The organism is Streptococcus dysgalactiae subsp. dysgalactiae (assembly GCF_900459225.1).
Taxonomy (GTDB): Bacteria; Bacillota; Bacilli; order Lactobacillales; family Streptococcaceae; genus Streptococcus; species Streptococcus dysgalactiae.
Window position 1 is genome coordinate 1,743,802 of record NZ_UHFH01000003.1, and the last position, 25,551, is coordinate 1,769,352.

A 25,551-nucleotide genomic window follows, 5' to 3' on the forward strand; every position below is an offset into this window, starting at 1 on the left:
CTTTCTTAGTTTATGAGGCATCAAAAACCTTTCGACCATCTAGATAGGTAGCTAGAAGCTCCAAATTCTGATCAAGAACAATAAAGTCTGCTGCATGACCGGATTTGATTTGACCACATACGTCGTCAATACCGACAGAAAGAGCCGGCACATAAGTCGCCATATGAATAGCTTCTGCTGGACTAGCAATTCCCCAAGCCACTACATTTTTAAGACCGTCTTTTAATTTCAAAATGGACCCTGCCAAATTACCACTCTCCTTGAGACGGGCAGTGCCATTCTGGACAACCACAGGAAATTCTCCTAACATATAATCGCCATCAGCAGAGCCACCTGCCCGCATACAGTCAGTAATCATAGCCACATAATCATGCCCTTTTTGTTGCATTAAAATATCACAAGCAACGGGTGAGACATGGTGTCCATCACAAATCAACTCTGCATAGGTGTTAGGCAAATTATAGACGGCACCAACCATTCCTGGCTCACGGTGAGTCAATCCTCGCATACCATTATAGGCATGGACCCAAACGCTAGCACCTGATTGGACAGCTTCGTTAGCCTCTTGATAGGTTCCATTTGAGTGTCCTAAGGCTACTGTGACACCTTGTTTGGTCACTGTGGAGATAAATTCTGCGACACCATCACGTTCGGGAGCAAGTGCAATTTTTTTGATGAGGCCTTTTGCAGCCTTTTGCCAAGCGTTAAATTCATCCAACCGTGGGTTTTTCATATAACTTGGATTTTGAGCACCCTTATATTCTTCGGTAAAATAAGGACCTTCAAAGTAAATGCCTTGAATCTTAGCCCCCTTAACTTGATTAGCGACTGACGCAACAGTTGCTGAGACCTTCTCTAATTGCTCAAAGGTAGAGGTCAAGGTTGTTGGTAAGAAGGATGTTACCCCTGTTGACAGCAACCCTTCACTCATTTTATGGATACCTTCTGCAGAATTATCCATGACATCAGCACCCGCGTAACCATGGATATGTGTATCCACAAGGCCCGGTGCAATCTGATAACCTGTGTAATCAATGATTTGGGCATCTGTTGGGGCCGTTTCTGACCACTCCCCAAAAACACCATCCTCAAGGCTTAAATAGCCTGCTGGTTTCACCTCTGTTGGGTAATAAAAACAATCCGCTTTTAGATAGCTTGTCATCTTTTTTCCTCCCTTTTTTCTTATTATACGCCTTATTCCAAACTTTGTAAATGGTATATACCACTTCCCGACCTAAAAAAGAAAACCTGATTAGTCATTCAGGTTTTCCATGGTTGCTAGAGTTGATGTGAAAGTACTTTCTCAGCCAAATTTAAAGCATGATCAGTAATTCGCGTGTAGTGGGAAATAATATCAATAAAGTTAATCCCAGCTTGAGCCGTACACTCTCCACGATTAAGGCGTTCAATGTGTGTTTTACGCAAACGACGCTCTTTCTCCTCAATTTCCTTGTGGCGGATGACAATCATCTGCGCCAGATTGCTATCACTATCTACGATAGCTCGTATAGCATCCAAGGTCAAGCAATGCGTCAAGCGGTACATGTCCGTTAATTCGTTGCGAGCTGCTGCTGAAAAGCCAATATGCTTTGTAGTAATCCCTTCAATTAAGGTTGCCAATGATTCAGAATGGTCTCCAATTCTTTCCAAATCACGGGAAGAATCAAGAATACCCGCCAGCACTTCATTTTCACTCGGGCTGAGGGCTTCGTTGGAAATATCAACCAAATAAGTGGTTAACTCCTCATCAATGGTATTGACTGCTTTCTCGTAACGTCTCACTTTTTCACCAAATTTATCATCTGCTGTCATGATATAGCTGTAGGAAGCTTCAAAAGCCTGAATAGCGTAAGAAGCTAGATGAATCAGTTCTTTATGAGCATTTCCTAAGGCGATAGATGGTGCTTGGGTGATAAGCAAACGATCAAGGTATAGCGCCTCGTATTTCACCACCTCATCCTCTCCCGGAATAAGTTTCGTTACTAACATCGCCAACAGACCAATAAAGGGAATCAGTAAGATGGTGTTAGTGATATTAAAAGAACCGTGTGAAAAAGCAATCGTCATTTCTGGTATCAGTTTCAATTCTGTTTGCAACCATAGCATCAAAGAAGTGAATGGAAGCAAGAAAATCATGAAAATCATGGTTCCAATCAAGTTAAACAAGACATGGGCTGCAGCTACACGCTTAGCCGCAATATTGGACCCAATAGCAGCTAATACTGCTGTGATACAAGTACCAATATTTGACCCTAGTAAGATTGGGATTGCTCCTTGCAGGGTCAATAACCCACCTGAAAAAAGGCCTTGTAAAATTCCAATAATAGCAGCAGATGACTGAATCACCATCGTCAAAACTGATCCGATAAAAACACCTTGGAAAGGTTTATCGCCCAGTGTGGCTAAATAAGTTTGGAAGCTAGACACTGACTTCAAAGGATCCATAGCATCTCCCATAAGATTAAGAGAAAAGAAAATCCCCCCTACCCCGAAGATAATGCGTCCTAAATTATTAAGTCTCTTATTCGAGGTAAAGAAAAGGCAGGCTGCCCCAATAAAAATCATTGGTAAGGCGTAATCTCCTAATTTAAAACCAATTAAAAAAGAGGTAACCGTAGTCCCAATGTTGGCTCCCATAACAATTCCAATAGCTTGGCGTAAATTTAATAAACCAGCTGAAACCAAGCCAACCGTAATCACAGTAACACCTGAACTGGACTGAATCAAGGCAGACATGGCAATCCCAACCAGAATACCAAAAAAGGGATTGCTTGTGTACTTATCAATATAGTACCTGAGTTTATCTCCCGCTGCTTGCTGAAGACCATCTCCCATGTACTTGATACTGAATAGAAAGAGACCTAGGCCTCCAAAGAAATGAAATGCAATGTCTTGCCAATTTACTGACACAATATTGTCCTCGCTCAAATTTTTAGTCTCTTCTATTTTAATGCATTCCTCTCTTTATCACAAGGTTTTTTTAATTCTTAGGAGTTAAGAACACCACTGATTAAGAGGCATAAGGTAAACAGGTTCGTCGTTCGATAACTTTTCTAAAAAGGCTTATCTTCAAATCCTTTCTAAAGACAGCAAGGTCTGACTTAGCAACCTTTTCATTTTTCTCTATTAACGGTATAATAAGGCTATGTTGAATTGAGCCAGTCAAAGGAGAAACCATGCAAAAATCCAAAAAAGAAGCCTTGTATCTGCTGTTAAGCATTTTTACCATTACTCTCATGGGAGGACTTTACCTCGTTTTTGGCAGCACTTCTAAAATGCCAACAACTCTCAGACGGCAAGAACAAGCTATATACTTGACAAAGCAAGCTGACCTAGCGGTCCAGGCCGCTGAAAAATTGGGAACTATAGCTGCCACTAATAAAGCCCAACATGCCATCGACCGTTTAAAAGCATCCTCCAAAAAACAAGGATTACAAGACCGTTTAGAAGCCGTCAAAGTAACTTTAGAACAAGAAGAAGCAGCCACTCGCGCCGTGAAATCAGCTGAAGATGCCCCAAGCCCAGCACTCAAAGATTTGGCTCAAAAAGCTGTCAATGAATTGAACAATTTTGGAAAAAAAACTGCCCTACAGGCAAGGCTTGACGCCATTGTGCTAGCTAAACCAGTTCCTGAGGAAACCCCTAGACAAGTAATAGATGACAACAATACTTCCACTTGGATTCCTGATCCAGCACCAAGTCAACCTCACACGACTGTCCCTCAACCGTCTAGTCCCGAAGCCACTCCGGAACCACCAACTCCAAATCCGGATCCAGAGCCAAGTCAACCTGAACCAAGCCACCCGTCAGCACCTTCTCTTCCTACACCACCAATTGGTTCAGGTGAGACCCACTCTAAAGAGTAATAGAGAGCTCTCTTAGTGTCCTTAGAGCTTCGCTAAGCGAACAAGACCAAGGTTAATCGTCAGCGCCCATAAGGTATCAGTCATCTTTTGTAATGTTTTGCTTGACTCATAGACTTTCTATCAAAAAATGTAAAAGAAAAAGGCTAGCCCAAATCTATTTGGGCTAGCCTTTTGTGATAGTCTTATATTTCATATCCCATTAGGATACCTTCATCTTCGGCGTAAAAACTACACAGTCCTGATGTTATTCCTGTTTGGATAACAGCATCTGGATAAATAGCTTTAATTTTCTCGCTAATTTGTTCACAAATTTTTGGGTTATTAGCATGAGCAATATAGACTTTGCCACCTTTGTAACCTGCTTTTTGAATTTCTTCTACTAAAGCAGAGACTGCTTTTTTCTGACCACGTGCTTTCTGCAACAACTCAAGTGTTCCTTCTTGGCTTGCTTGACCGACCATTCGAATGTTAAGGAGTCCAACAACTTTTCCAACCAATTTATTAAGACGGCCATTTTTCACCAAGTTATCAACTTTGGCAAGGACAAAAATCAATCGTGTTTTTTCTTGATAGGCGGTAATTCGCTCAACCACTTCTTCAAAAGAGAGTCCTAGGTTAATCAAACGCTCTAATTCTAAAACGATCAAATCAACTTCTCCACTAGCCGATAAGGAATCAATCACATGAATATTGGCATTCGGATAATCTTCAAGAAGATCATTTTTAGCCAGACGAGCGCTGTTATGGCTACCTGACAAAGTTCCTGTAATAGTGACAGCAATCACATTATCAACACCCTTATAAGCCTGTAAGAAGGCATCCGGACTTGGACAACTTGATGTAGCAGCCTTTGAAGATTGGTACATCGTTGCCATCATGTGATCAATATCTAAACCATCGTCATCTCTAAAGATTTCGGTGCCAATTTGCAGTGTTAAGGGCACGCGTTCAAACTGAAGCTCTTTAGATTGGCTTTCTAAACTCCTAAGGTCACAGCCCGAATCTGTTACAATTTTCCAAGTCATTTGTTATTTCCTCTTTTCCTCTAAGTCATTCTATTGTCATTCTAAAAGTAAGGTGTCATCTTTTTATAATCACGCTTCGATGACGCTTTATCAGCTTACCCTCAGGCTATTATTGTCGAGCTTAGTGTTTAGTAGCCTAAAAAGAGCCCCTTAAAAGAACCTGTACGAGTCCTTGACCTCTCACTAGCTAACTTTAGTTGACAAACTAAGCCATTTCCCATAAAATTATATCATTATTAAGTATGCTTTCGCTACTAATAACGTATCAGACGTAACACTTGAAAGGTATTTGTGATGACCGACAAAGTAATTTCAAAACGATCGCTTCAAAACTTAACTCAATTCAATCAGGAAGCACGCCAGGTAGCACGTGAATCAATGGAAATCGCCTTGCTTACCCTTTTAGAAAAGAAATCATTGGGAGACATTACAATTACAGAATTGGTGACTAGAGCAGGGGTTTCTCGCAACGCTTTCTATCGCAATTATAACTCAAAAGAAGCCATCTTAGAGCATCTCTTAACAACCATGATTCGCCGTATTTTTCACGGACTCAAACAATTTGATATTAAAACGCAAGCCTATCAAGCTTGGCTCTATCTCTTTAACGAAGCAAAAAAAGAAGCACAGCTACTTAAACTAGTATTTAAGCATCATTTGCATCACCTATTAACCCAATTAGTAACTAAGCGCCTCAAGGCCTATCAAAAATGGAAAGATAAGAAACAATCACACTATAAGCGACTATTTTGGAGCAATGCCATTGTCTCTGTCTTATCTAATTGGATTTCAGATGATATGGTGGTTCCAGCAGAAGAAATGGCAGCTATGGGACTTCCACTACTAACCTAAAAATGAACAAGAACCTTTTCCATCCTACGGAAATGCCCTTGTTCATTTTTTTAGGTTTTGCCCGTTCATTAGTAACAGCTCTTCTCAAATAGGGGGTAACTTCAGCCTCTATTATCCCCTCAACACGATTAGTCTTATGACTCTTTGTTAGGTAGCAACACAAATTGATGAATTGCTTGGGCAACACCCGCCTCATCATTGGTAATAGTCACCTGATCAGCTAATTGCTTAATAGCCTCTGAAGCATTGCCCATGGCAACCCCTAATCCAGCATAGTTAAGCATTTCAATGTCATTAGGAGCATCGCCAATCGCCATAACTTGATCAGCACTTAGATCTAAATCCTCTACCAATTCCCTCAAAGCAGATGCCTTGCTGACGCCCTTAGGAAGAATTTCCAAGATATTATCTTGACTACGCACCACATGATAGCTTTGACGAAGGTGATCACTTGCTGCTAATTCAAAAGCATCCAGCGCAGCTTTTTCCCCTAAATACATGGCTTGAAAAATCACCTGATATGATTGAGATAACTGCCTTAAAGAGACTGCTTGCACGGTTGCAAAGACCAAATCTCCATCTGCCTGAACAAGATCTGGCACTTCTGGTTCAAGGACTAAATAATCTTGTTCTCCTGTTAGGGTTAAGTAAACTCCAGGAAAGGATTGACTGACCTGCTCTAAGGCCTCAATATCAGAGTAGTTAAGTGACTTAGAATGGCGTAGTTGCCAGTCTGGACTACTGTAAGTGCTGCACCCATTGTTAAGGATGAGAAATTCTTCCTCAACCAACCCCAACTGATCAAAGTAGGGCCTTGTTCCCGATTGAGGGCGACCTGTACAGACGACAATCTTCACTCCAGTATTAGCAGCTTCTTGAATCATCTTAATATTGTCTTCTGGGATTTCTTTTTGCTCATTTAGCAATGTACCATCTAAATCAATAGCAATCAGTTGAATCATCTTATAGTTCCTCTTTCCATTTGATTTTAGGCAAGTTCCATTTTCTACGATGGCCAATCAACCGTAAAGTCGTTAATAATACAACTAAAGCATAGCATTCTAGCGTCGTGTCGGCTAATCTAAAATGGAGAACCAAGGCTGCAAAAATAGACCAACCGGCATAAATTTCGCTACGTAATACACTCGGTTTACGGCCTGCCAAAATATCTCTGACAACACCTCCACCTGCACCAGTCAAAACTGCGGCGACAATGACAGCACTTAGCGGCTGATTGAGGCGTACCGCATGCAAAGCACCTTGCACACTAAAAGCCGCTAAACCAATAGCATCTGTGAGAACTGCCGCTCTAACCCACCCTCTTGCAACAAGCTTGGGGAATAACATGATGAGAACGATAGCTAAAAAAGCACAGGTAAATTCTGGCTTTTGACCCCAGAGCGCCTCAATCGGTAGCCCAATCAAGGTATTTCGAATGGCTCCGCCCCCAAAGGCTGTTACAAAACCTAAAATAAAAATCCCTAGAATATCAAACTCTTCTTCCATGGCAACAATAGCACCTGAAAGAGCAAAAGCGATGGTTCCAATGATATTTAAAATTTCCCACATGTCGATTGTCATACGCCACCTATTGTCAGTTAATCTTCTCCTAGTTTACCACGTTTTCCTTTAAAAAATAAGCGAAAATAGTAAAAAGTGAGGACAAAAAAGCAAGGATAAAACTCATTTTCATCCTTGCTGTAAGAGGTTCAATTGAATAGCCCATACTTATCTTACGCATCAATATAGCCGTTTGATAAGTTAAGGTTGTTTTAGATTTTTTCTGTCCAAGGAGTAGCTGTTGCTTCCAACACCTTATTCAACTCGTCAATATTTTGGAAGCCTTCAGTACGGAGCCAGTTCCTAGCTGCCCCCTCACCCTCTCTAATGTAAACCGGAACAGCTCCTGCCCAGGTAGCACGTCCACAAAGTACCCCACTAAATTTAGCACCTGCTGCTGCCGCAAAACGCAAAGTCTCTTGAAAGAGCTGGGCAGATACGCCTGCACTCAAATAAATATAAGGCAAATGGCTAGCGACTTCTTGATCTCTAAAGGCCTGAGCAGCCTCTTCTTGACTGTAAAGCACTTCCCCATTAGCAAAACCGTCCACATAGGCCATGTTAACCGGCACTTCAACTTTAAGAACGTCAATGCCAAACCGGTCATCAGAGAAAACGGTCATTGCTCCGTTGACCTTATGAGGCTTCACCTTGGCAAAAGCTGTGCTGCTATTGTCTGCAATGGTTTCGTCATAGCTCAGTATTTCAAGGAAGAAAGGAATATCTTCAGCGGTGCACTCAGAACCGATACGTTCAATGTAGGCCTGCTTTTGCAAGTTGATTTGCTCATCGCCGTCCACATCATAGTAGAGTAGAAATTTGATGGCATCAGCCCCAGCTTCTTTCAGTCGCTTAACAGACCATTCTAGCAGACAATCAGGTAAACGACTAGTTGTAGTCGCATCGTAGCCTGTTTTTTCATAGGCTAGGAGCAGGCCAGCATTGTCATCACGGACCTTGGTTGCTGGCAAGCCATATTCAGGGTCTAACAGAATGGATGAGGCATAGGGGGTTAACTCCTCTGATACCAAAACTTTTAGGGCTTCCATCTGCTCAACTCTTGGCTCTGTTTCCTGATGAGCTGCCATCATGCGCTTTAAGGCGCCACGTTGGTCAAAAGCCAAGGCTGAAATGATTCCTCGATGGCTCACTTTTTCTAAATAAGTTTTTTTACTTGCTGTTATTGTCATGTGTTACCTCTCTTACTTGAAGTTCTTGATAAAGTTTGTCAAAATGAAACATATTGACATGTCCTGTTTTTGACTCTTGAGCATTTAACATGCCTAAAACATTGGCTTTCTTCAGGAGTGTTTCATCGTCATCTCCTTCTGCCAAAGCCCAAGCAATTCCTGCCACAGTAGCATCTCCAGAACCGACTGGATTAGCCACCTTAATTTTAGGGAGGCTGACGCGATAAAACCTATTATGATGTTTAGCAAAAGCTCCTTGGGCACCAAGGGAAATGATAATCCATTCTATTCCTTCAAATAAAGGTTGACTTAACAAGGAAACTAAACGTTCCTCATCTAAGGTAATCGATTCCCCTAACAAAGCCTCTAGTTCTTCCAAGTTGGGTTTAATCACGGTTGGCTTGTCTCTCCCAGCTAATACTGCTTTTAAGGGAGCACCTGAGCAATCTAAAACCACTTTTCGGCCATAAGCTCTCGCCATGGTAATCAAATCCTGATAATAGTTCGCAGCAAGTCCCTTAGGTAAACTGCCTGAAAAGGTCAAAACATCAAATTGTTTAGCAATAATGCTCATGTGATTCAAAAAGCCTTCGGCCTCGTCCACATCAATATAAGGTCCCGCTTCCAAGATTTCTGTCTGCATGCCCTCATGCAAGATAGCAATACAGTTTCTTGTTTCCCCTTTGATTTTGAAGAATTGGTTAGAAATGCCCTGTTCTTGTAACTGATGAATGACAAAGTCCCCCCAGTTTTCCACCGATAAATCCTGTTGCCACAACAGATTGTCCTACTTCTGCCAGTACTCGTATGACATTCAAACCTTTCCCACCCGCTGTTTTGCTTACGTGTGCGACACGATTAACCGTGTCTAGAGCCAGACAATCTAAAGGATAGGAAATATCGACAGAAGGGTTTAAGGTAACTGTTAAAATCATCGCTTCTCCCTAATCGTGATACTCGCCACGATCCCATCTTTCTAAGAATTCTGTAAAGAAATCAGGATCTTCTTGGCTGGCATGATGAGTTTCCAAGTGGGCTATTTTAGCAATTAGCTTCTTATTCTCTTCAGTTTCTTTGTATTCTGCCTTGATAAAAGCGTCTATAATATCACACATAAGAAGTTCACCCGTGATTTTACCACCAAAGCCAATCACATTGGCATTCAATTCTTCCTTGGCATAAAGGGCTGTTGTCATATCTCGAACAAGGGCGGAGCGAATACCTGGTACCTTATTTACCGCATTGTTAATGCCAACTCCAGTCCCACAAATACAAACGCCCAAGTCAGCTTGTCCATTAACCACAGCTTCGCCTACTTTTTTCCCAAAAATAGGGTAATGGGTACGAGTATGGTCGTAGGTGCCACAGTCAATAACGTCATAGCCTTTAGATTTCAAAAAATCAGAAACAGCCATTTTTTCGTTGGTGACAATATGGTCACATCCAATCGCAATTTTCATCTCTTTATCCTCCTTTAGGCCATTTTATTGAGCATATCAACACGAATTTGATGACGACCACCATCGTAGTGACCAGTCACAAAACCTTTGGCGATATTCTTCGCTAATTCTGGACCTACAATTTCTGCTCCCATGGTAATCATACGGGCATTGTTGTGACCGCGAGTCATGTAAGCAGAGCGTTCATCTGAAACTTCAGCAGCAACCATTCCTTTTAGTTTTGTGGCTACCATAAAGGGACCTGCTCCGTAAGCATCCACCATAATGCCTAAACACCCTTCTGCTTCATTAACGGCTTTAGCCACCGCTAATGTGTTATCAATAAAATCACTGTTAATATCAGTCACGTCAATAATGTCATAGCCTTCTTCTTGAAGAAAACTTTTTATTAATTCTTTTAATGCATTTCCGTGTGCATCTGCACCTAAAATAATAGCCATCGTTTCTCCTTTTCTAATCCAAACCGCTTGCCAATCTACAAAAAGGTAACAGGATTACCTGTCCTTAGGTCAGGATTATTGCCAGCAGTCTTAGTTGTCTTCCATTATTTCTTTCAAGAAAAGCGCTTGCGGGTACCCACAGAGCGCCTTGCCTTACATGAGGAATACTCTTTTCTCTCTAGGGGATTAAGCTGGAATACCTTAAGCGGTTATCTGCTATTCCCAATAGTTTTTTAGTTAGTCACCTAACCTGATTTTATTTCATTGTTTTCGCATACTCAGCGTTACGTGCCTTCATTTGGTTAGCATACCAAGCAAAGAGACCTAGGTAAATGGCCACAAAGATGATTAACGTAATGATTGAGGCAATCTGACCTGTTGTCGCTTGACCAATCACATAACCAAAGATTTTTTCCATTGGTCCTTCAAGAGTCGAATGCGTAATCAAGGAGCCAGCACTTGCACCTGCTGGGAAAGCACCTACTTTTTTAGCCAATTCAGTTGCGAATGGGGCAATCATGGTTCCTGACAAGAGGAATAACGGCAATAAGAGGGAGCCAAAAATGATCATGCGAATCAAACGACCACGTGTGACCACAAGAAGAGCTGGTGTCATCCCCATAGCAATAATTCCCGCCAATGGTAAAATCCCATTGCCAACTTTTGAAAGAAGAACGGATTCAATCAACATGATTGGAGCAAGAATATTGGCACAAGCCCAGATTTCAGCGCGACCAGCAATGAAAGGCCAGTCCAAACCGATATTGAAACGACGCCCATGCATTCTAGCATTGGCAAAATTGGTAATCCCTTGTGACAAAGGTTCAACAGCTGCGATAAACCAAGAGCCAATCAAAGAGAAAAGTTCCAAGCAGGCACCAGCTGTAAATCCTAGACCAAACCAATTTTTAACAGATTCAACACTGAAATGAGGGTCTCCCATAATACCAATCACAAAACCTAGAGCCATTCCGATAAAGAACTTAGAGCCCCAGAAGCCAATTTTTTTGTTCAATTTAGCAGCATCAAAGTCATATTTATCTAGCCCCGGAAAGACCTTGTCAAAAATCTTATCTAAGACCATAATGATTGGATTCATCATGTAGTTCATATGAGTTGATGTCATCGGTGATTGAGGCCCTGTTCCAAGGAGATCATCAAAGGTGGGTTTCATCAAATCAGAGTTAATGATTTTCAGTACCCCAACAAGAATAACTGCCACAGTAGCAATCAAAAGAGACACAAGGACTGGCAAATGGTTGCGAGCCGCATACCACATAATTAACAAGCCCGTAATGGATAAGTGCCAAATATCAAAAATATCGACGTCAAGGGTGTCTGTTTTTTTCATGACAATCATGACAATATTAACCACCAGCATCACCAGCAAGAAATAAAGGGTATAAGGGGAACCCCAGGTAATTGTTGCAAGCGGTGCCCAGCCCACATCAATAATATTCAAACTGATTCCTGTATTTTTGACAAAGGCCTGTAAAGACTCTGAAAAAGCTCCTGTTAAAATTCCAATAATAGCTCCAATCCCTGTCAAAGCGATGGCTAACTTAATCCCGCCTTCCAGTGCCTTTGTGAGTTTAACCCCGAAAATCATGGCTAAACCTGTCATGACAATCAGCATGACCACACCTGATCCTAACTGAATAGGAAATCCCAGAATCTTGTTAATAATGTCCAAAAAAGGTTGCATCATCTTGTCTCCTTATGTTTTTATTGACTTATTGCAAATGGTTTTCTTTAATCACGCGCTCCAGCTCCGCAAAAACAGGCTCACTCATGATTGGGATACGATAGAGAATCGGTCCTGCTTCTACTGTGGGAATTGGCATCTCAAATCCCAAGTCAGTTTTTGCAATCGGCGTAAAAATATCATAACGAGAAACTAATTCCTCAGTAATGTCCTTTACCATCACCGCATCACAGTGAACATCGTAACCACGGTCACTCATCTGAGTTTCAATCGCATCTTTAATTTGATGGCTTGAGTTAACACCTGCACCGCAGGCTGCTAGAATTTTAATCATGGTGAAACACTCCTTTTTCTATTAAATAGTTTGAAATAGCTTGTTTATCATCTTTTAGACTAGCTAGATGGCTAAGATTCCCCTTGGTAATAAAGAAGGTAATGAGATTGGATAGAATCGTCGTCTGACCCTCATTTTGACTATTGATAATAAAGAAAAAATCCGTTACGAAACAAGTCTCCTCTGGATTAATCATATGTTGAAAAGCAAGGGGATAACTGTTTTTCACGTAGATGACTTGGTTGACTAAGCAATACTTAGTTTCTGTATGAGGGATAGCTGCATAGAGAATATCCGAGCCGTCTTTCAAATCAATCTTAAGCCCAGTTGGAAAGGAAGCCTCCCGTTCAACCAACGCCTGATAGTAATCTGCCGTTACATAACCTATTTTTGTTAGGTGGCTAGCCACACGGTCAAAAAGCTCTGTTTGGGTCCTTGCATCAGTAACTAAAATATTTGGAAACACACCATACCGCCTTCCTATGATTTGTTTTACTTTTGTTGTTACCCATCATCTTCAAACAATCAGTAACCGTTTACAAAATCTATTATAGTATATAAACAAACATAAATCAACATTATTTTCGAAATATATTATTTTTTTGTTTTTTTTTGTTTTATTTATTTTATTTTGTTGAAATCTAATCGTTTGTATGCTATGATAATCCTAATCAAATACATCGGAAAGGAGGTCTTTAAGTGTTAAAAAGAGAGAGGCTTCTAACAATTCTTGAACAGGTCAATGAAAGAGGTATTATCACTGTTAATGATATTATCGAGACCTTAAACGTCTCTGATATGACCGTGCGCAGAGATTTAGACGAATTGGAAAAAGCAGGAAAATTAATCCGTATCCATGGCGGCGCTCAAAGCATTACCATGCCTAACAAAAAAGAACGGTCAAATTCTGAAAAACAAACCGTTCAAACAAAAGAAAAACGTGAATTGGCTTCCTATGCTACTCAATTAGTTAACGATGGCGAAACTATCTTTATTGGACCAGGGACAACTCTAGAATTTTTTGCTGGACAACTGAAAAACCGGAAAATTCGTATTGTGACCAATAGCCTACCTGTTTTCACTATTCTCCAAGACAGTGAAACCGTTGATCTTATCCTTATTGGCGGGGAGTATCGCTCTATTACAGGTGCCTTTGTCGGCTCACTAGCAAGTCAAAATATTACCTCCTTAAAATTCGCCAAGGCTTTTATTAGCTGTAATGGGATTTACAAAAACGACGTCGCTACTTACAGTGAAACCGAAGGAGAGATTCAAAAACTAGCCTTCAACAACTCTATCGAAAAATACCTCTTGGTAGACAATCAAAAATTCAATGCCTATGACTTTTTCGTTTTCTACCATCTCGATAACATTGATGCAGTTGTTACCGATTCTCAAATAACTGATGACGTCATTGAACGTTATAGTCAGTTCACCCAATTATTAGTAGCCCACGAAAACAAGGAGTAAACGTTTCATCAAGAATGGACAGCCTGTCAGCGCATCGTCCCTCGGCACCTTCTGGCAAAAGTGATTTGCTTCCAGAGAGGTGTTTTTATTTTGCTCGGAACACACCTGCTAACGTCAGAGTCTTTATTAGCGACCATAAAAAAAAGAGGTTCCAGTTTAAACTGGAACCTCTTTTGAAATTAAGTAAGGCTACCAAAATAACCTAAGATGATTTATGTAATTCAAATTTGGTATCCTTCAAAGCACGCTTGAGTAGGAACGTTAAAGGACGTCCTATCACCTTAGCCTGTCCTTTTTCCAAATTTACCTGGACCGATTGCACACCGGGAACAGCTGATAATTTTTCAGTGACCGTTCTTGCGCAACCGTCACATGTCATTCCTGTAACCTGATAATGTTTTTCCATTTTGTATTCTCCTTTAAATGGTTTTTCCTTTTAAACGCAATGCATTCAAAACAACTGATACTGAACTAAAACTCATGGCAAAACCTGCTAACATCGGGTTTAATAATGGACCTCCAAAAAGATGAAGTAAGCCCATGGCCACTGGAATTATAAGGACATTGTAAAGGAATGCCCAAAATAAATTTTCCTTGACAATCCTCATAGTTGCTCGACTCAATGACATGGCTTTCACCAAATCCAGCATATCAGGCCTCATCAGAATCACATCCGCCGATTCAATCGCAATATCTGTCCCTGACCCCATAGCTATCCCGATGTCTGCTACGGCCAATGCCGGAGCATCATTAATCCCATCACCTACCATAGCAACTTTTTTTCCTTGAGATTGGAGGTTTGCTATCACGCTTGCTTTTTGATCAGGTAAGACTTGACTAATCACATCTGTAATCCCCACTTGAGAGGCAATAGCCTTAGCGGTAGCATCGTAGTCACCTGTTAGCATGATAGTGTGAATTCCCAGTTGCTGCAAAGCTTGGACGGTAGCTTGACTATCTTCTTTGACAGCGTCAGCAATACTGAAAAGAGCTCTTAGCTGCCCCTCTTTAGCATAATACACAAGGGTTTGGCCTTTCCCAGAAGCCTTAGCACAAACTGACTGAACAGAAGATAAATCGATACCAAGGGTTGCCATTAAAGTAGCATTTCCAATCGCCAAACGACGCCCTTTAAGCTGACCGGTGACTCCTAGGCCAGTTAAAGACTCAAACTCTTCCACTGGTAGACTATCGCAACCAGCTTCCTGAGCAGCACGAACAATAGCCTCCCCTAAGGGGTGTTGAGAATAGGTCTCCAAGGAAGCAGCTTCTTGCAAGATAAGGTGATCATCTCCCGAAAAAATTAGGAAGTTTTGAAGACTTGGTTTCCCCTCCGTAATCGTCCCCGTTTTATCAAAAACAACCGTATCTACCTGATGGGCTTGTTCTAAGATGTCACCACCTTTAAAAAGAATACCATTTTCAGCTGCACGCCCTGTTCCAACCATAATCGCTGTCGGCGTTGCTAAACCAAGCGCACAAGGGCAAGCAATGACTAGAACAGCTATGGCTGTTGTCAAACTAAAACGAAGACTTTCCTGCATGAATACCAACCAAAACACCCCTGTTAACAGAGCTATTACCAAAACCACCGGAACAAAGACACCTGAGACCTTATCAGCAATAGCTGCAATAGGTGCTTTATTTTCTTGAGCATTCTCAACTAGTTGGATAATTTGTGCTAACAAGGTATCGTTTCCAAGCTTATCCGGTTTAATAGTGAGGGCGCCTTGCCCATTCAAGCTGCCCGCAAAGACATTATTTTTTTCTCCCTTTTCAACAGGCAAACTTTCCCCGGTTAAAAAGGATTCATCCAAACTGCTATGTCCTTCCACGATAATACCGTCAATAGAAACTTTTTCACCTGGTTGAACCAGGACAAGGTCATCATAGCTAACCTCTTCTAACGGCAACAATTGCCATTGGCTATTTCTCCATACCCTCACATCAGTAGCCTTCAAGGATAAGAGTTTTTGAATAGCTTGGGAAGTACGGCCTTTAGAACGACTTTCAAAATACTTTCCTAGACCAATGAGTGTCAAAATCACTACCGCCGATTCAAAATAAAGAGAGTGCACAAAGTGCGCCTGGCCCAGACTGATTTCAACTACTCCATAAAGACTATAAGCAAAAGCAAAGCTGGTTGCTAAAGCTACCAAGGAGTCCATATTAGGATGTCCCTTAAACAAAGCTTTAAACCCATTATGGTAATAATGACGATTTAATACTAAGACTGGAATCGTCAAGAGTAGCTGACTAAAGCTGTAAATGAAAGGATACCGATCTGGTTGCAGAAATGGAGGAAGCCATAAACCTACCATGTGACCCATAGCTAGGTATAATATAGGAATGGTGAATAAAGCAGACCACAAGACCTGAGACCAAATAACCTTTAGGCCTTCGTCACGACGACCTGTTTGCATATGTTTTGCATGTTCATCAAAGACTTGTGCACCATAACCAGCAGCTTTTACCGCTTGAATAACTTTGGCCGTTTCTAAATCGTCATCTTGATAAGTAACCGTGAGCTTCTCGGTCGCTAAATTCACAACGGCCTGTTCTACTTCAGGCAATTGATTGACCGTTTTTTCAATTGTTAGAGCACAAGAGGCACAACTCATTCCCTCCACTAAAAATATCTCTTTAGCCATTAATACGTCTCCTTTTTCTGACAGTGGCACTGCCCAGGCAGGCAATTACACGGCACCTCAAGAACTGCATTTTCTTTTTTGACTTCTAGTAGCTCTTGGAATGCCTCGATTTCCTCTAAGGTCATCGGTAAGTCATAAAACCGTTCAAGAAGTAGACGCGCGTGTTTACGCTGACAAATACCGTTTAAAGCAGTCGCTAGTGCTTCTTTTTGTAGCAAAGTCTCATCCAGAAGAGCTTGATAAATATAGGCCCTACCTTCCCGGTAAGTTCCTAAAGCCTTTTTTTCCACCAAACGCCCAATCAAGGTTTTAATGGTAGAATCTGACCATTGATATTTTTTCCTTAAAATAGTAATAATATCGCTACTTTTAATATCACCACTGGCCCACACCACACGCATGACTTCCCATTCGGCAGCTGATATCTGTTGCATAACGTCACCTTCATTCACAATTTATTTACATTTGTAAATCAATTGTAACGAATTTAACTACATTTGTAAATAAATAACTTTTCTCATTTTTCTATCCTTATATTGACAAATGAAATATTTTTACTATAATATTATTGCAATAAAAATAACATTTACATTAAGGAGATACCCTTGAAACATCCTATTCGAAAAACACTTGTCACCTTAGGTCTATTACTGACCTTATGCCTGCCGACTCCAGTTGCAGCTAGTTCTCGTTCTTGGAAGAGCTGGTTTATCGAGCAATATTTCTGGCTAAAACGAGACAAAAGCTACTATGCTGAAAAAGATGATACTAGTTTTCAAACCTATCTCAATGCTTGCCAAGAACAATCAGATAAGCCTTATGTGCTCGACCCTAATACCGTAAATGGTCCCCTTGTCCAAGAAAACTTATTTGATATGCAAGTGTACTCTTGGAATAGTAATGGAAAACCTGACCAAAAAACCATCTTTTATTTAGCAGGTGGATCCTACCTCAACAATCCAACATCTTATCACATCAGTATGCTCAAGACCCTCTCGACTAGCCTTGACGCAAAAATTGTTTTACCGATTTACCCTAAAGCACCACGCTACACTTATGATTATGCCATGCCAAGATTGGTTAATCTTTACAAGCATTATCAACAGCAACATTCCCAGCTTTTCTTGATGGGAGACTCAGCTGGCGGCGGACTTGCTCTAGGATTGGCTCATGCCTTGAATAATGAATCTATTCCTCAACCTAAACAGATTATTCTACTTTCCCCATGGCTAGATGTGACCATGTCACATGCAGAAACCCCAAATTACGAAGATGCTGATCCCATTTTATCAGCTTGGGGACTAAAACGTGTGGGTGAAAAATGGGCTAAATCTGCCGATAACACCAACCATATCTATGTCAGCCCTAAAAATGGTCCTGTTGACAAATTAGCACCAATCACCCTGTTCACTGGCACACGTGAGATTTTCTATCCAGATATTCGTGATTATGCCGCAACATTACGGGCAGCTAACCATCAACTAACCTTCATCGCCCAAGAAGGCATGAACCATGTTTACCCGATTTATCCTATTGAAGAGGCAAAAACAGCTCAATACCAAATCATTGATGCCATCAACAAAACCCCTTAATGAGAGGAATAATTCCTACCTGCCACCAGTTAATCTGGTGGTTTTTTGTAGTTTGTACCACAAAATAACAATTAAAAAGAGCCCTATCATAATGATAAGGCTCTTTCTGTCATAACATCCGCACCGCAATACTTAGGATTTGTTGTCAAGATCTCGTAAGAGTTGATCAATTTTATTGCCATAGGCGATGGAATTGTCTTTTTCAAACACCAAATCTGGAATTTTGTACATGGTCAATTGTTTACCAAGTTCACGTTTAATCGTTCCAGTAGCTTTTTCAAGCCCTGTTTGTGCTTTTTGATTATCAGATGCCAAGTCACTCATAATGGTGTAATAAACTTTAGCAAGTGACAAGTCACCCTGCATTTGCACTTCTGTAATGGTTACTCCCTGAACACGTGGATCACGCACTTTTTTCTGAAGAATATCATTTACTTCGCGCTTAATTTCCATCCCAACACGGTCAATACGATGATTAGCCATAGCCATTTCCTTTCCACATTTTTAAAACAAAAGCTAGACTGAAAGCCCAGCTTATGACATTGCTACCTGTTTTGATAACGACAATTAAAGAAAATCTGAGAATTCCACGACGAGACTGGAAGGAATGTCCCAAGTAGCTCGTCTGGTAGAACAAGTCATTATTTCCGACAGAGGAAAAAGTTATATCTCAGACCTTCTTAACCCTTATTTTCTCACAATTTCTTCCATAACATAAGCTTCAATGGTATCATCAACTTTTAGGTCATTAAAGTTTTCAATCATCAAACCACCTTCTTGAGCATTACCGACTTCTTTGACATCGTCTTTGTAATGTTTCAAGCTGGTAAGTTTACCATCAAAGATAACGACACTATCACGGATAACACGAACACTTGAATCACGTGTTACCTTACCGTTGATTACCATAAAGCCACCAATTGTTCCCACTTTAGAAACTTTGAAGGTTTCACGAATAATAGCTTCACCAAGAACTTTTTCTTGGTAAACAGGGTCAAGTTTCCCTTTCATCGCTTCTTCCACTTCTTCAATGACTTTATAAATAATACTGTGAAGACGAATTTCCACATCATCCGTATCCGCTTGTTGACGAGCTTGTGGAGTAGGACGAACATTGAAACCAATAATAACAGCATTTGACGCTTCAGCAAGGGTCACATCGGATTCGTTGATAGCACCTACAGCAGAGTGAACGACATTCACGCGAACACCTTCCACATCAATCTTCACAAGAGAGGCTGCAAGGGCCTCAACAGAACCTTGAACGTCTGCTTTGATGATGACATTAACAGTCTTAATCTCGCCTGCTTTAAGGGTATCAAAGAGGTTATCAAGACTAACACGTTGCGTGTTTTGACGCTGTTTGAGGAGGGCACGTTTTGAACGCTCTTCACCAGCTGCACGCGCAGCTTTTTCATCAGCGTAAACAGCAAAGTGGTCACCAGCCATCGGTGTTTCATTCAAACCAGTAATAGAAACTGGTGTTGATGGTTCTGCAGATTTAACACGACGACCAAGGTCATTTACCATAGCGCGGACACGACCAAAGGTATTACCAACAACGATTGGGTCTTGAACATGAAGAGTTCCTTGTTGAACAAGAAGCGTAGCGATAGCACCTTTACCTTTATCCAAACGTGCTTCGATAACAGTACCAATTGCACGAACGGTTGGATCAGCCTTAAGCTCTTCCACTTCAGCGACTAAAAGAACTGTTTCTAACAACTCATCGATGTTTTTATTGAATTTAGCGGAAATTTCCACAAATTCACTGTCCCCGCCCCAAGCAGTGGAGATAATACCATATTCTGCCAATTCTGCAATGACACGTTCTGGATTAGCACCTGGTTTATCAATCTTGTTGATAGCAACAATGATTGGAACACCAGCAGCTTTTGAGTGATTGATCGCTTCAATCGTTTGTGGCATAACACCATCATCAGCAGCAACAATCAAAATCGTGATATCGGTAACTGAAGCACCACGTGCACGCATACTTGTAAAGGCCGCGTGTCCAGGAGTATCCAAGAAAGTGATTTTCTTACCAGCTTCTTCAATCTGGTAGGCACCAATATGCTGAGTGATTCCTCCAGCTTCTCCCGTTGCTACACGCGAATTACGCAAGGTATCAAGTAAGGTTGTTTTACCATGGTCAACGTGTCCCATGATGGTTACAACTGGTGCACGTTCCACAATGTTATCAGGATTGAGATAGCTTTCATCTTCAAAGAAACGTTCGATGTCCGCATCATCAACTTCTACTTTAGCCTTAGCTTCAATACCATAATCTACCATCAATAATTCGATAGTGTCACCATCTAAAGATTGGTTTTGAGTTGCCATAACACCCATCATGAATAATTTTTTAACAATTTCAGCAGGTTCACGTTTGATACGTTTTGCGATTTCGGCAACAGTCATGCCTTCCGTGTATTCAAATTCTTTTGGCAATTCATGGAATTTACGCTCGGTTACTGGTTTTGGAGCAGTATTGGTATTCTTAGTGTTTTTGCCTTTTTTGGTCTTCTTGTTTTTGTTCCAGTTACTATTCTTTTGATTTCTCACTTGGTTTTGACTATTCCAACTCTTCTTATTTTTCTTTTGTCCCTCTTCTGAATGATGATCCATGTCACGATTCTTTTCAGGACGGGTCTGTTTTTTACGGCGGTTATCTGATGGCTTTGTGACAGCTCCTACTGGAGCAGCCATTGCAACCACAGGTTCAGCAGTTTTCGCCGACGCCTCGCGACGATTATTTTCTTCAGCCTGTGCTTGAAGAGCTGCTTCCTTAGCTTCTTGTCTGGCAACTTGAGCTAAGCGTTTAGCCTCTTCTTGTTCGCGGAAGCGGGATTCGCTCTGGCGAGAATATTCTGCATTCTGCTCAGCCTTTAAGGCAGCTGCACGGGCTTTAAAATCAATTCTAGGTCCACTTGGTTGAGCCTGTTCTTGACGTCTGTTATCAGCAAAGCGATCATTTTGACGATTCCCATTTGTAAAGGAACGGTTACGGTCACGATTGCCAGTTTGCTGACGGTTATCGTTGCGATTGCTTCCATTTGATGGTCTCTGATCAAATCGTCTATCTTTTGAGTGACCTTGCGAGCGATGACCTCTGCGGTCTTGATCACGACTACCTCGATTAGCCTGACGGGAATCACCACGGCGGTCTTCGGAACGATTTGTGCCTCCTGCTTGCCGACGCGCAGCTTGTTCTTTCGCCCGCGCTTCTCTCTCCGCTTTAAAATTACGGCTTTTTGGTTTAGTAACCGCAGGTTTTTCGGCTACCTCAGTCACTGCCTGCTTTTGTGTTGCTGCTACTGATTGGGCAATGTCTTTAGGCTTTTCTGATTGAGAAGGATCAGACGCGTTAATCGTTGCAGGTTTGACAAGCTTTGTAATGGATTGAGATGTCTTTGCGATAGGTTTAGAGGCTTTTGAAAAACTTGAGACAATCTTTTTAGCATCCGCTTCTTCGACACTTGAGGCATGACTTTTTACGTCCAACCCTAAAGATTTGGCCTGTTCTACCACTTCTTTACTACTTTTACCAATTTCCTTGGCAATTTCATGTAATCTTTTCTTTGACAATTTGTGTCCTCCTATTCGTCTATTCCATAAGAGTCCTCATTTTCTTTGAAAATCCAGCATCTGCAATGGCAACAACCTTCCTCGGCTTACCTAATGCAGCACTTAATTCCAGTGCACTAAACACTGTGGAGACTTCTACACTATAATAATTACTTTTATCTGTTACTTTTTTTGTCACATTGGGGCCAGCATCATTGGCTAGAAAAACCAGTGCTACTTGCTGACTTTGAATGGCTTTCACCACCAATTCTTCGCCAGAAATCACTTTTCCAGCCCTTTGAGCTAGACCAATGAGATTAGATAATCTTTCTAAATTAGTCAAGACCTAACTCTCTTCTTTTGACTTTGTGATCAACATAAGCAATCAAGTCATCGTAAAAACTTTCTGGAATGTCCATTGAAAAACTACGATTAAAAACTTGTTTTTTCTTGGCCATTAAGGCCTCTTGATTGTCTAATTTGATATAGGCACCACGACCATTTTGTTTACCAGTTGGATCAATGAAAACTTGACCATCCTTTGTTTTGACTATCCTTAGGAGATCTCGCTTGTCAATGATTTCACCAGAAACAAGTGATTTTCGTAAAGGTATTTTTTTGACTTTAGACATCAAACACCTCTTTTCTTATACTTCCTCGTTAGCGGCACTATCGTCAGCAACTGATTCTTCCATCGCCATCGCTGCTTCTTTTTCAGCCTCAAGTCGGTCATAGTCACTAGCTGATTTAATATCGATACGGTAACCAGTCAAATGTGCCGCTAGGCGAACGTTTTGCCCACGACGGCCAATGGCTAATGACAATTTGCTATCTGGGACAACAACTGTCGCACGTTTAAGGTCATCATCATCAAAGAGAACCATGTCCACTTCAGCTGGTGCAATGGCGTTATAGATAAATTCTGCTGGATCATCTACCCATTGAATCACGTCAATGTTTTCTTCGACTGGAATCTCAAGACCTGTCTTAGCGTCCAAACGTTTAGGATGGAATTTGCTAATGACTTTTTTGATATTGCTTCCGCCACGTCCAACAATGGTTCCGATAGCATCAACATTCGGGTTATGACTGCGAACAGCAACCTTCGTACGATCTCCTGCTTCACGAGAAACACTCATGATTTCAACAGTTCCATCGAATACTTCAGGAATTTCTTGCTCCATAATCCGTTTGATAAATTCAGGATGGCTACGACTAACAAAAACGTTAACCCCTTTAGGATTATTTTCAACCTTGTAAACATAAACCTCGATACGGTCATGTGATTTGAATGTTTCTCCTGGAATTTGATCCTGGTGTGATAATTGTGCTTCAAGTGACCCTAAGTTAACATAGATAAAACGTTGGTCAAAACGTTCAACTGTACCTGTCATGATTTCACCTTCATGCTCTTTGTACTCGTTGAAAGTAACTTCACGCATTTGGCGACGCATTTTTTCCATAATGGTTTGTTTAGCTGATTGAGCAGCAACACGTCCAAATTCATTAACAGATTCCTCAAAACGAATCTTATCCCCTAATTCATAGGCAGAACTGATAGCAAGAGCATCTTTCAAACTAATTTCAAGACGGCTGTCAAAAACTTCTTCAACAACCTCACGAACCGTGAACACTTGAAAATCAGCGGTTTTTTCATTAAATTCAATAACACATGATTCTGCCTGACCATAGCGACGTTTATAGGCTGACTTTAGTGATTCTGTGACTGCATCAATAATATCTGCCTTATCAATGTGTTTTTCTTCTTCCAAAATGCGGAAGGCTTCTAGCATTTCTTTGCTCATAATATTATCTACCTTGCTTATAAAGCTTGGCAAAAATCCTTTCTTAAAGTAATACATCCACGAGCCCTCAGGGCTCAGTTAGTTTCGTTCCATTTAAATCGGTTGCTAGCCATTGGGTATTCGGCTAATCTGGACTCGATACCTATAGTTTAACAGCTAAACGAGCCTTAGCAACTGTTTGGTAAGGAATGTCTACAGTCTTATGGCGAGTCTTGTCAAGGTAATCAATCGTCAACGTCTCACCATCAAAAGCAAGTAAATCACCTTGAAAAACTTTAACCTTATCAATCGCTTTATAGAGGCTCACATTAACATAAGAACCTACTGCTGATTTTAAACTCTCAACAGTTTTCAAAGGACGTTCTAAGCCAGGACTCGATACCTCTAACATATATTGATCCGGAAAAGGGTCTGGTGTAATGGTGTCTAGCAAGGGGCTAATAATATCTGTTAAATCAGAGGTGTCCTCTACCGTGATGCCGCCTTCTTTATCAACCAAAATGCTAAGGACATAGTCACTCCCCATTTTGTCATACTCAACGTCTACTAATTCATAGGGTGCCTTAATCTCAGGCGCTACCGTCTTGGTCACGATATCAATAATAGATGTGTTTGCTATTTTGATTACCTCCTCTACTTTCTAATGGTCATTAGGCCAAAGGCCTCTTCAAATTCAACTCAATACAAAAGTGGCGAGAGACTTCTCACCACCTTTCTGTATTATTTAAAGCTATTATACCACAATAAAAAAGGAATGCAAGAAAATATGTTCCTTTCCTCATAAGCAGGCCTTATCACGTTCAGCTTTAAGGTCTATTGTCACCTTTTAGTAGGACAGGCTGAAAAGGCAACACTTTTCTGTACAACATTTATAAAGTGTTTTCTAGGCAATTAATCTTTTAGTCATTGGTGTTTGGTAGTTGAGACTACCATGAATGCGGTGGTAATTCCACCAATGAACATAGTCTTTAGTCTTAAGAGCTAGTTCTTCCAGCGATTGAAAGGTTTCTTGATAAACAAATTCAATTTTGAAAGCACGATACGTACTTTCAGCTACGGCATTGTCATAAGGACAACCAGCCTGACTGAGCGAACGTGTGATTCCAAAGGCTTTCAATATTTCATCAATTAACTGATTATCAAACTCTTTGCCACGATCTGAATGGAACATCTTGACTTTGGTCAGGGCGTAAGGGATGCTTTGAATGGCTTGCTTAACGAGTTCAGCGGTCTTGTGCCAACCAAGAGACAGGCCGATGATTTCACGGTTGTATAGGTCAATAATAAGGCAAACATAAGCCCAACGATTGCCTACACGAACATAGGTTAAGTCAGTGACTAAGGCTTGTAGTAGTCTTTCTTGCTTAAATTGCCTGTCTAAATGGTTGGGAATAGGGGCTTCATTCTTGCCTCTGTAATGTGGTTTGAAGGTGGCTTTCTGATAAACAGAAACCAAATTGAGTCGCTTCATAATGCGTCGAATCCGACGACGTGAAAGTGTAATACCTTCGTTATTCAAGCATATTTTGATTTTTCTGGATCCGTATCTGGACTTGCTCTTGAGGAAAATTCTTTTAATAGTTTCTTCAAACTCCGTTTCAGATACTGACTCCACGGCTTGATAGTAATAACTTGAGCGTGGCATATTCAGCCAGCGACACATGGCTGAAATGCTATAGTTATCTTTATTAGCAGTGATTATTTCCCTTTTTGTGCCATAATCACCGCCGCTTGCTTTAGGATATCTAATTGCATTTCGAGTTCTTTATTGCGTTTCCTGAGTTCAATCAGCTCCCGCTGTTCATCTGTCAGATTATCAACAGACTTGAATGAACCTGTTGTTTTGGCTTGTCTAACCCACTTATCGAAGGTGGAAGGGGTTAGTTCATATTCCTTGATGAGACTGCTACGCTTTCTACCAGCATTGTAAAGGTCAACAATTTGTTGCTTAAAATCATCGGTGAAGTGGCGACGTATTTTTCTAGACATATCTGTTCTCCTATTTTCTTTAGTGTAGAACACTTTATAAATTCT

25 protein-coding genes and 1 pseudogene are annotated in these 25,551 nt (G+C 41.0%); 4 read left to right on the forward strand and 22 right to left on the reverse strand.

The window, feature by feature from the left end; all coding sequences use genetic code 11:
- Positions 1 to 10 precede the first annotated feature (10 nt).
- Both nagA and DYD17_RS08960 read right to left on the reverse strand, forming a co-directional pair.
- Positions 11 to 1,162 carry an N-acetylglucosamine-6-phosphate deacetylase gene (gene nagA, locus DYD17_RS08955; protein ID WP_115253086.1) on the reverse strand — a complete coding sequence of 384 codons (1,152 nt, stop codon included), beginning with the start codon at positions 1,160 to 1,162 and terminating at the stop codon, positions 11 to 13.
- Between the two features lie 116 nt (positions 1,163 to 1,278).
- Complete coding sequence (locus DYD17_RS08960) at positions 1,279 to 2,910, reverse strand: Na/Pi cotransporter family protein (protein ID WP_037585134.1); 1,632 nt, start codon at positions 2,908 to 2,910, stop codon at positions 1,279 to 1,281.
- 266 nt (positions 2,911 to 3,176) lie between these two features.
- Between DYD17_RS08960 and DYD17_RS08965 the strand changes: the two genes are divergently transcribed.
- Positions 3,177 to 3,866: a GA-like domain-containing protein gene (locus DYD17_RS08965; RefSeq protein WP_115253087.1), complete on the forward strand. Its 690-nt coding sequence runs from the start codon at positions 3,177 to 3,179 to the stop codon at positions 3,864 to 3,866.
- Positions 3,867 to 4,048: 182 nt separating this feature from the next.
- On the opposite strand, the gene DYD17_RS08970 is transcribed toward DYD17_RS08965, so the two are convergent.
- Positions 4,049 to 4,891 (reverse strand): DegV family protein, encoded by an 843-nt coding sequence (locus tag DYD17_RS08970; RefSeq protein WP_003052272.1) that lies wholly within the window; start codon positions 4,889 to 4,891, stop codon positions 4,049 to 4,051.
- Positions 4,892 to 5,185: 294 nt separating this feature from the next.
- Between DYD17_RS08970 and DYD17_RS08975 the strand changes: the two genes are divergently transcribed.
- Complete coding sequence (locus tag DYD17_RS08975; protein ID WP_003052274.1) at positions 5,186 to 5,743, forward strand: TetR/AcrR family transcriptional regulator; 558 nt, start codon at positions 5,186 to 5,188, stop codon at positions 5,741 to 5,743.
- A 134-nt stretch (positions 5,744 to 5,877) separates the two neighbouring features.
- Here DYD17_RS08975 and DYD17_RS08980 read toward each other — a convergent pair whose 3' ends face one another.
- The 9 genes and pseudogenes from DYD17_RS08980 to DYD17_RS09025 form a co-directional block, all read right to left on the reverse strand.
- Positions 5,878 to 6,705: a Cof-type HAD-IIB family hydrolase gene (locus tag DYD17_RS08980; protein WP_003052276.1), complete on the reverse strand. Its 828-nt coding sequence runs from the start codon at positions 6,703 to 6,705 to the stop codon at positions 5,878 to 5,880.
- Between the two features lies 1 nt (position 6,706).
- Positions 6,707 to 7,324 (reverse strand): trimeric intracellular cation channel family protein, encoded by a 618-nt coding sequence (locus tag DYD17_RS08985; RefSeq protein WP_003052279.1) that lies wholly within the window; start codon positions 7,322 to 7,324, stop codon positions 6,707 to 6,709.
- A gap of 191 nt (positions 7,325 to 7,515) precedes the next feature.
- On the reverse strand, positions 7,516 to 8,493 hold the full coding sequence (gene lacD / locus DYD17_RS08990) for a tagatose-bisphosphate aldolase (RefSeq protein ID WP_115253088.1): 978 nt from the start codon (positions 8,491 to 8,493) through the stop codon (positions 7,516 to 7,518).
- Positions 8,474 to 9,428: pseudogene (locus tag DYD17_RS08995) on the reverse strand (tagatose-6-phosphate kinase). The gene lacD and the pseudogene DYD17_RS08995 overlap by 20 nt, the downstream one beginning before the upstream one ends.
- A 9-nt stretch (positions 9,429 to 9,437) precedes the next feature.
- Positions 9,438 to 9,953, reverse strand: a complete 516-nt coding sequence (gene lacB / locus DYD17_RS09000) for a galactose-6-phosphate isomerase subunit LacB (RefSeq protein WP_003052284.1) — start codon at positions 9,951 to 9,953, stop codon at positions 9,438 to 9,440.
- A 14-nt stretch (positions 9,954 to 9,967) separates the two neighbouring features.
- On the reverse strand, positions 9,968 to 10,393 hold the full coding sequence (gene lacA / locus DYD17_RS09005) for a galactose-6-phosphate isomerase subunit LacA (protein WP_003052286.1): 426 nt from the start codon (positions 10,391 to 10,393) through the stop codon (positions 9,968 to 9,970).
- Positions 10,394 to 10,649: 256 nt separating this feature from the next.
- Positions 10,650 to 12,101, reverse strand: coding sequence for a PTS galactitol transporter subunit IIC (locus DYD17_RS09015; RefSeq protein WP_174221697.1), 1,452 nt, complete (start codon positions 12,099 to 12,101; stop codon positions 10,650 to 10,652).
- Positions 12,102 to 12,126: 25 nt separating this feature from the next.
- Positions 12,127 to 12,432, reverse strand: a complete 306-nt coding sequence (locus DYD17_RS09020; RefSeq protein ID WP_003052292.1) for a PTS sugar transporter subunit IIB — start codon at positions 12,430 to 12,432, stop codon at positions 12,127 to 12,129.
- Positions 12,425 to 12,898, reverse strand: a complete 474-nt coding sequence (locus tag DYD17_RS09025) for a PTS sugar transporter subunit IIA (protein ID WP_115253090.1) — start codon at positions 12,896 to 12,898, stop codon at positions 12,425 to 12,427. The genes DYD17_RS09020 and DYD17_RS09025 overlap by 8 nt, the downstream gene beginning before the upstream one ends.
- Before the next feature lie 233 nt (positions 12,899 to 13,131).
- Here DYD17_RS09025 and DYD17_RS09030 point away from each other — a divergent pair, with 233 nt between their 5' ends.
- On the forward strand, positions 13,132 to 13,902 hold the full coding sequence (locus DYD17_RS09030) for a DeoR/GlpR family DNA-binding transcription regulator (RefSeq protein ID WP_115253091.1): 771 nt from the start codon (positions 13,132 to 13,134) through the stop codon (positions 13,900 to 13,902).
- Positions 13,903 to 14,104: 202 nt separating this feature from the next.
- Here the strand turns inward: DYD17_RS09030 and DYD17_RS09040 are convergent, their stop codons facing one another.
- Genes DYD17_RS09040 through DYD17_RS09050 form a run of 3 tightly spaced genes read right to left on the reverse strand, consistent with a single transcriptional unit; the run spans position 14,105 to position 16,987 of the window.
- A complete protein-coding gene (locus DYD17_RS09040; RefSeq protein WP_003052306.1) occupies positions 14,105 to 14,308 on the reverse strand; it encodes a heavy-metal-associated domain-containing protein in 204 nt (67 codons plus the stop codon).
- Positions 14,309 to 14,321: 13 nt separating this feature from the next.
- Positions 14,322 to 16,553, reverse strand: a complete 2,232-nt coding sequence (locus DYD17_RS09045; RefSeq protein WP_174221698.1) for a heavy metal translocating P-type ATPase — start codon at positions 16,551 to 16,553, stop codon at positions 14,322 to 14,324.
- Positions 16,553 to 16,987 carry a CopY/TcrY family copper transport repressor gene (locus DYD17_RS09050; protein WP_115253092.1) on the reverse strand — a complete coding sequence of 145 codons (435 nt, stop codon included), beginning with the start codon at positions 16,985 to 16,987 and terminating at the stop codon, positions 16,553 to 16,555. Before DYD17_RS09050 ends, DYD17_RS09045 begins: the two co-directional genes overlap by 1 nt.
- Before the next feature lie 183 nt (positions 16,988 to 17,170).
- On the opposite strand from DYD17_RS09050, the gene DYD17_RS09055 reads away from it, so the two are divergent.
- On the forward strand, positions 17,171 to 18,145 hold the full coding sequence (locus tag DYD17_RS09055; protein WP_236593295.1) for an alpha/beta hydrolase fold domain-containing protein: 975 nt from the start codon (positions 17,171 to 17,173) through the stop codon (positions 18,143 to 18,145).
- Between the two features lie 132 nt (positions 18,146 to 18,277).
- Here the strand turns inward: DYD17_RS09055 and rbfA are convergent, their stop codons facing one another.
- The 7 genes from rbfA to DYD17_RS09090 all read right to left on the reverse strand — a co-directional run bounded on the left by rbfA (position 18,278) and on the right by DYD17_RS09090 (position 25,506).
- Complete coding sequence (gene rbfA, locus DYD17_RS09060) at positions 18,278 to 18,628, reverse strand: 30S ribosome-binding factor RbfA (RefSeq protein WP_002994317.1); 351 nt, start codon at positions 18,626 to 18,628, stop codon at positions 18,278 to 18,280.
- Between the two features lie 204 nt (positions 18,629 to 18,832).
- Positions 18,833 to 21,733 (reverse strand): translation initiation factor IF-2, encoded by a 2,901-nt coding sequence (gene infB / locus DYD17_RS09065; RefSeq protein ID WP_115253094.1) that lies wholly within the window; start codon positions 21,731 to 21,733, stop codon positions 18,833 to 18,835.
- 19 nt (positions 21,734 to 21,752) lie between these two features.
- Positions 21,753 to 22,055, reverse strand: coding sequence for a YlxQ-related RNA-binding protein (locus DYD17_RS09070; RefSeq protein ID WP_003052320.1), 303 nt, complete (start codon positions 22,053 to 22,055; stop codon positions 21,753 to 21,755).
- The gene (gene rnpM / locus DYD17_RS09075) at positions 22,048 to 22,344 is read right to left on the reverse strand and encodes an RNase P modulator RnpM (RefSeq protein WP_003057040.1); all 297 of its coding nucleotides are present in this window, start codon (positions 22,342 to 22,344) and stop codon (positions 22,048 to 22,050) included. Before rnpM ends, DYD17_RS09070 begins: the two co-directional genes overlap by 8 nt.
- A gap of 15 nt (positions 22,345 to 22,359) precedes the next feature.
- Positions 22,360 to 23,517, reverse strand: a complete 1,158-nt coding sequence (gene nusA / locus DYD17_RS09080; RefSeq protein WP_003052330.1) for a transcription termination factor NusA — start codon at positions 23,515 to 23,517, stop codon at positions 22,360 to 22,362.
- Positions 23,518 to 23,659: 142 nt separating this feature from the next.
- Complete coding sequence (gene rimP / locus DYD17_RS09085) at positions 23,660 to 24,142, reverse strand: ribosome maturation factor RimP (RefSeq protein ID WP_080555695.1); 483 nt, start codon at positions 24,140 to 24,142, stop codon at positions 23,660 to 23,662.
- A 258-nt stretch (positions 24,143 to 24,400) separates the two neighbouring features.
- A protein-coding gene (locus DYD17_RS09090; protein ID WP_115253095.1) for an IS3-like element ISSdy2 family transposase occupies positions 24,401 to 25,506 on the reverse strand; the annotation gives its coding sequence in 2 pieces (ribosomal slippage) (positions 24,401 to 25,230 and positions 25,230 to 25,506; 1,107 coding nt in all).
- Positions 25,507 to 25,551 lie beyond the last annotated feature (45 nt).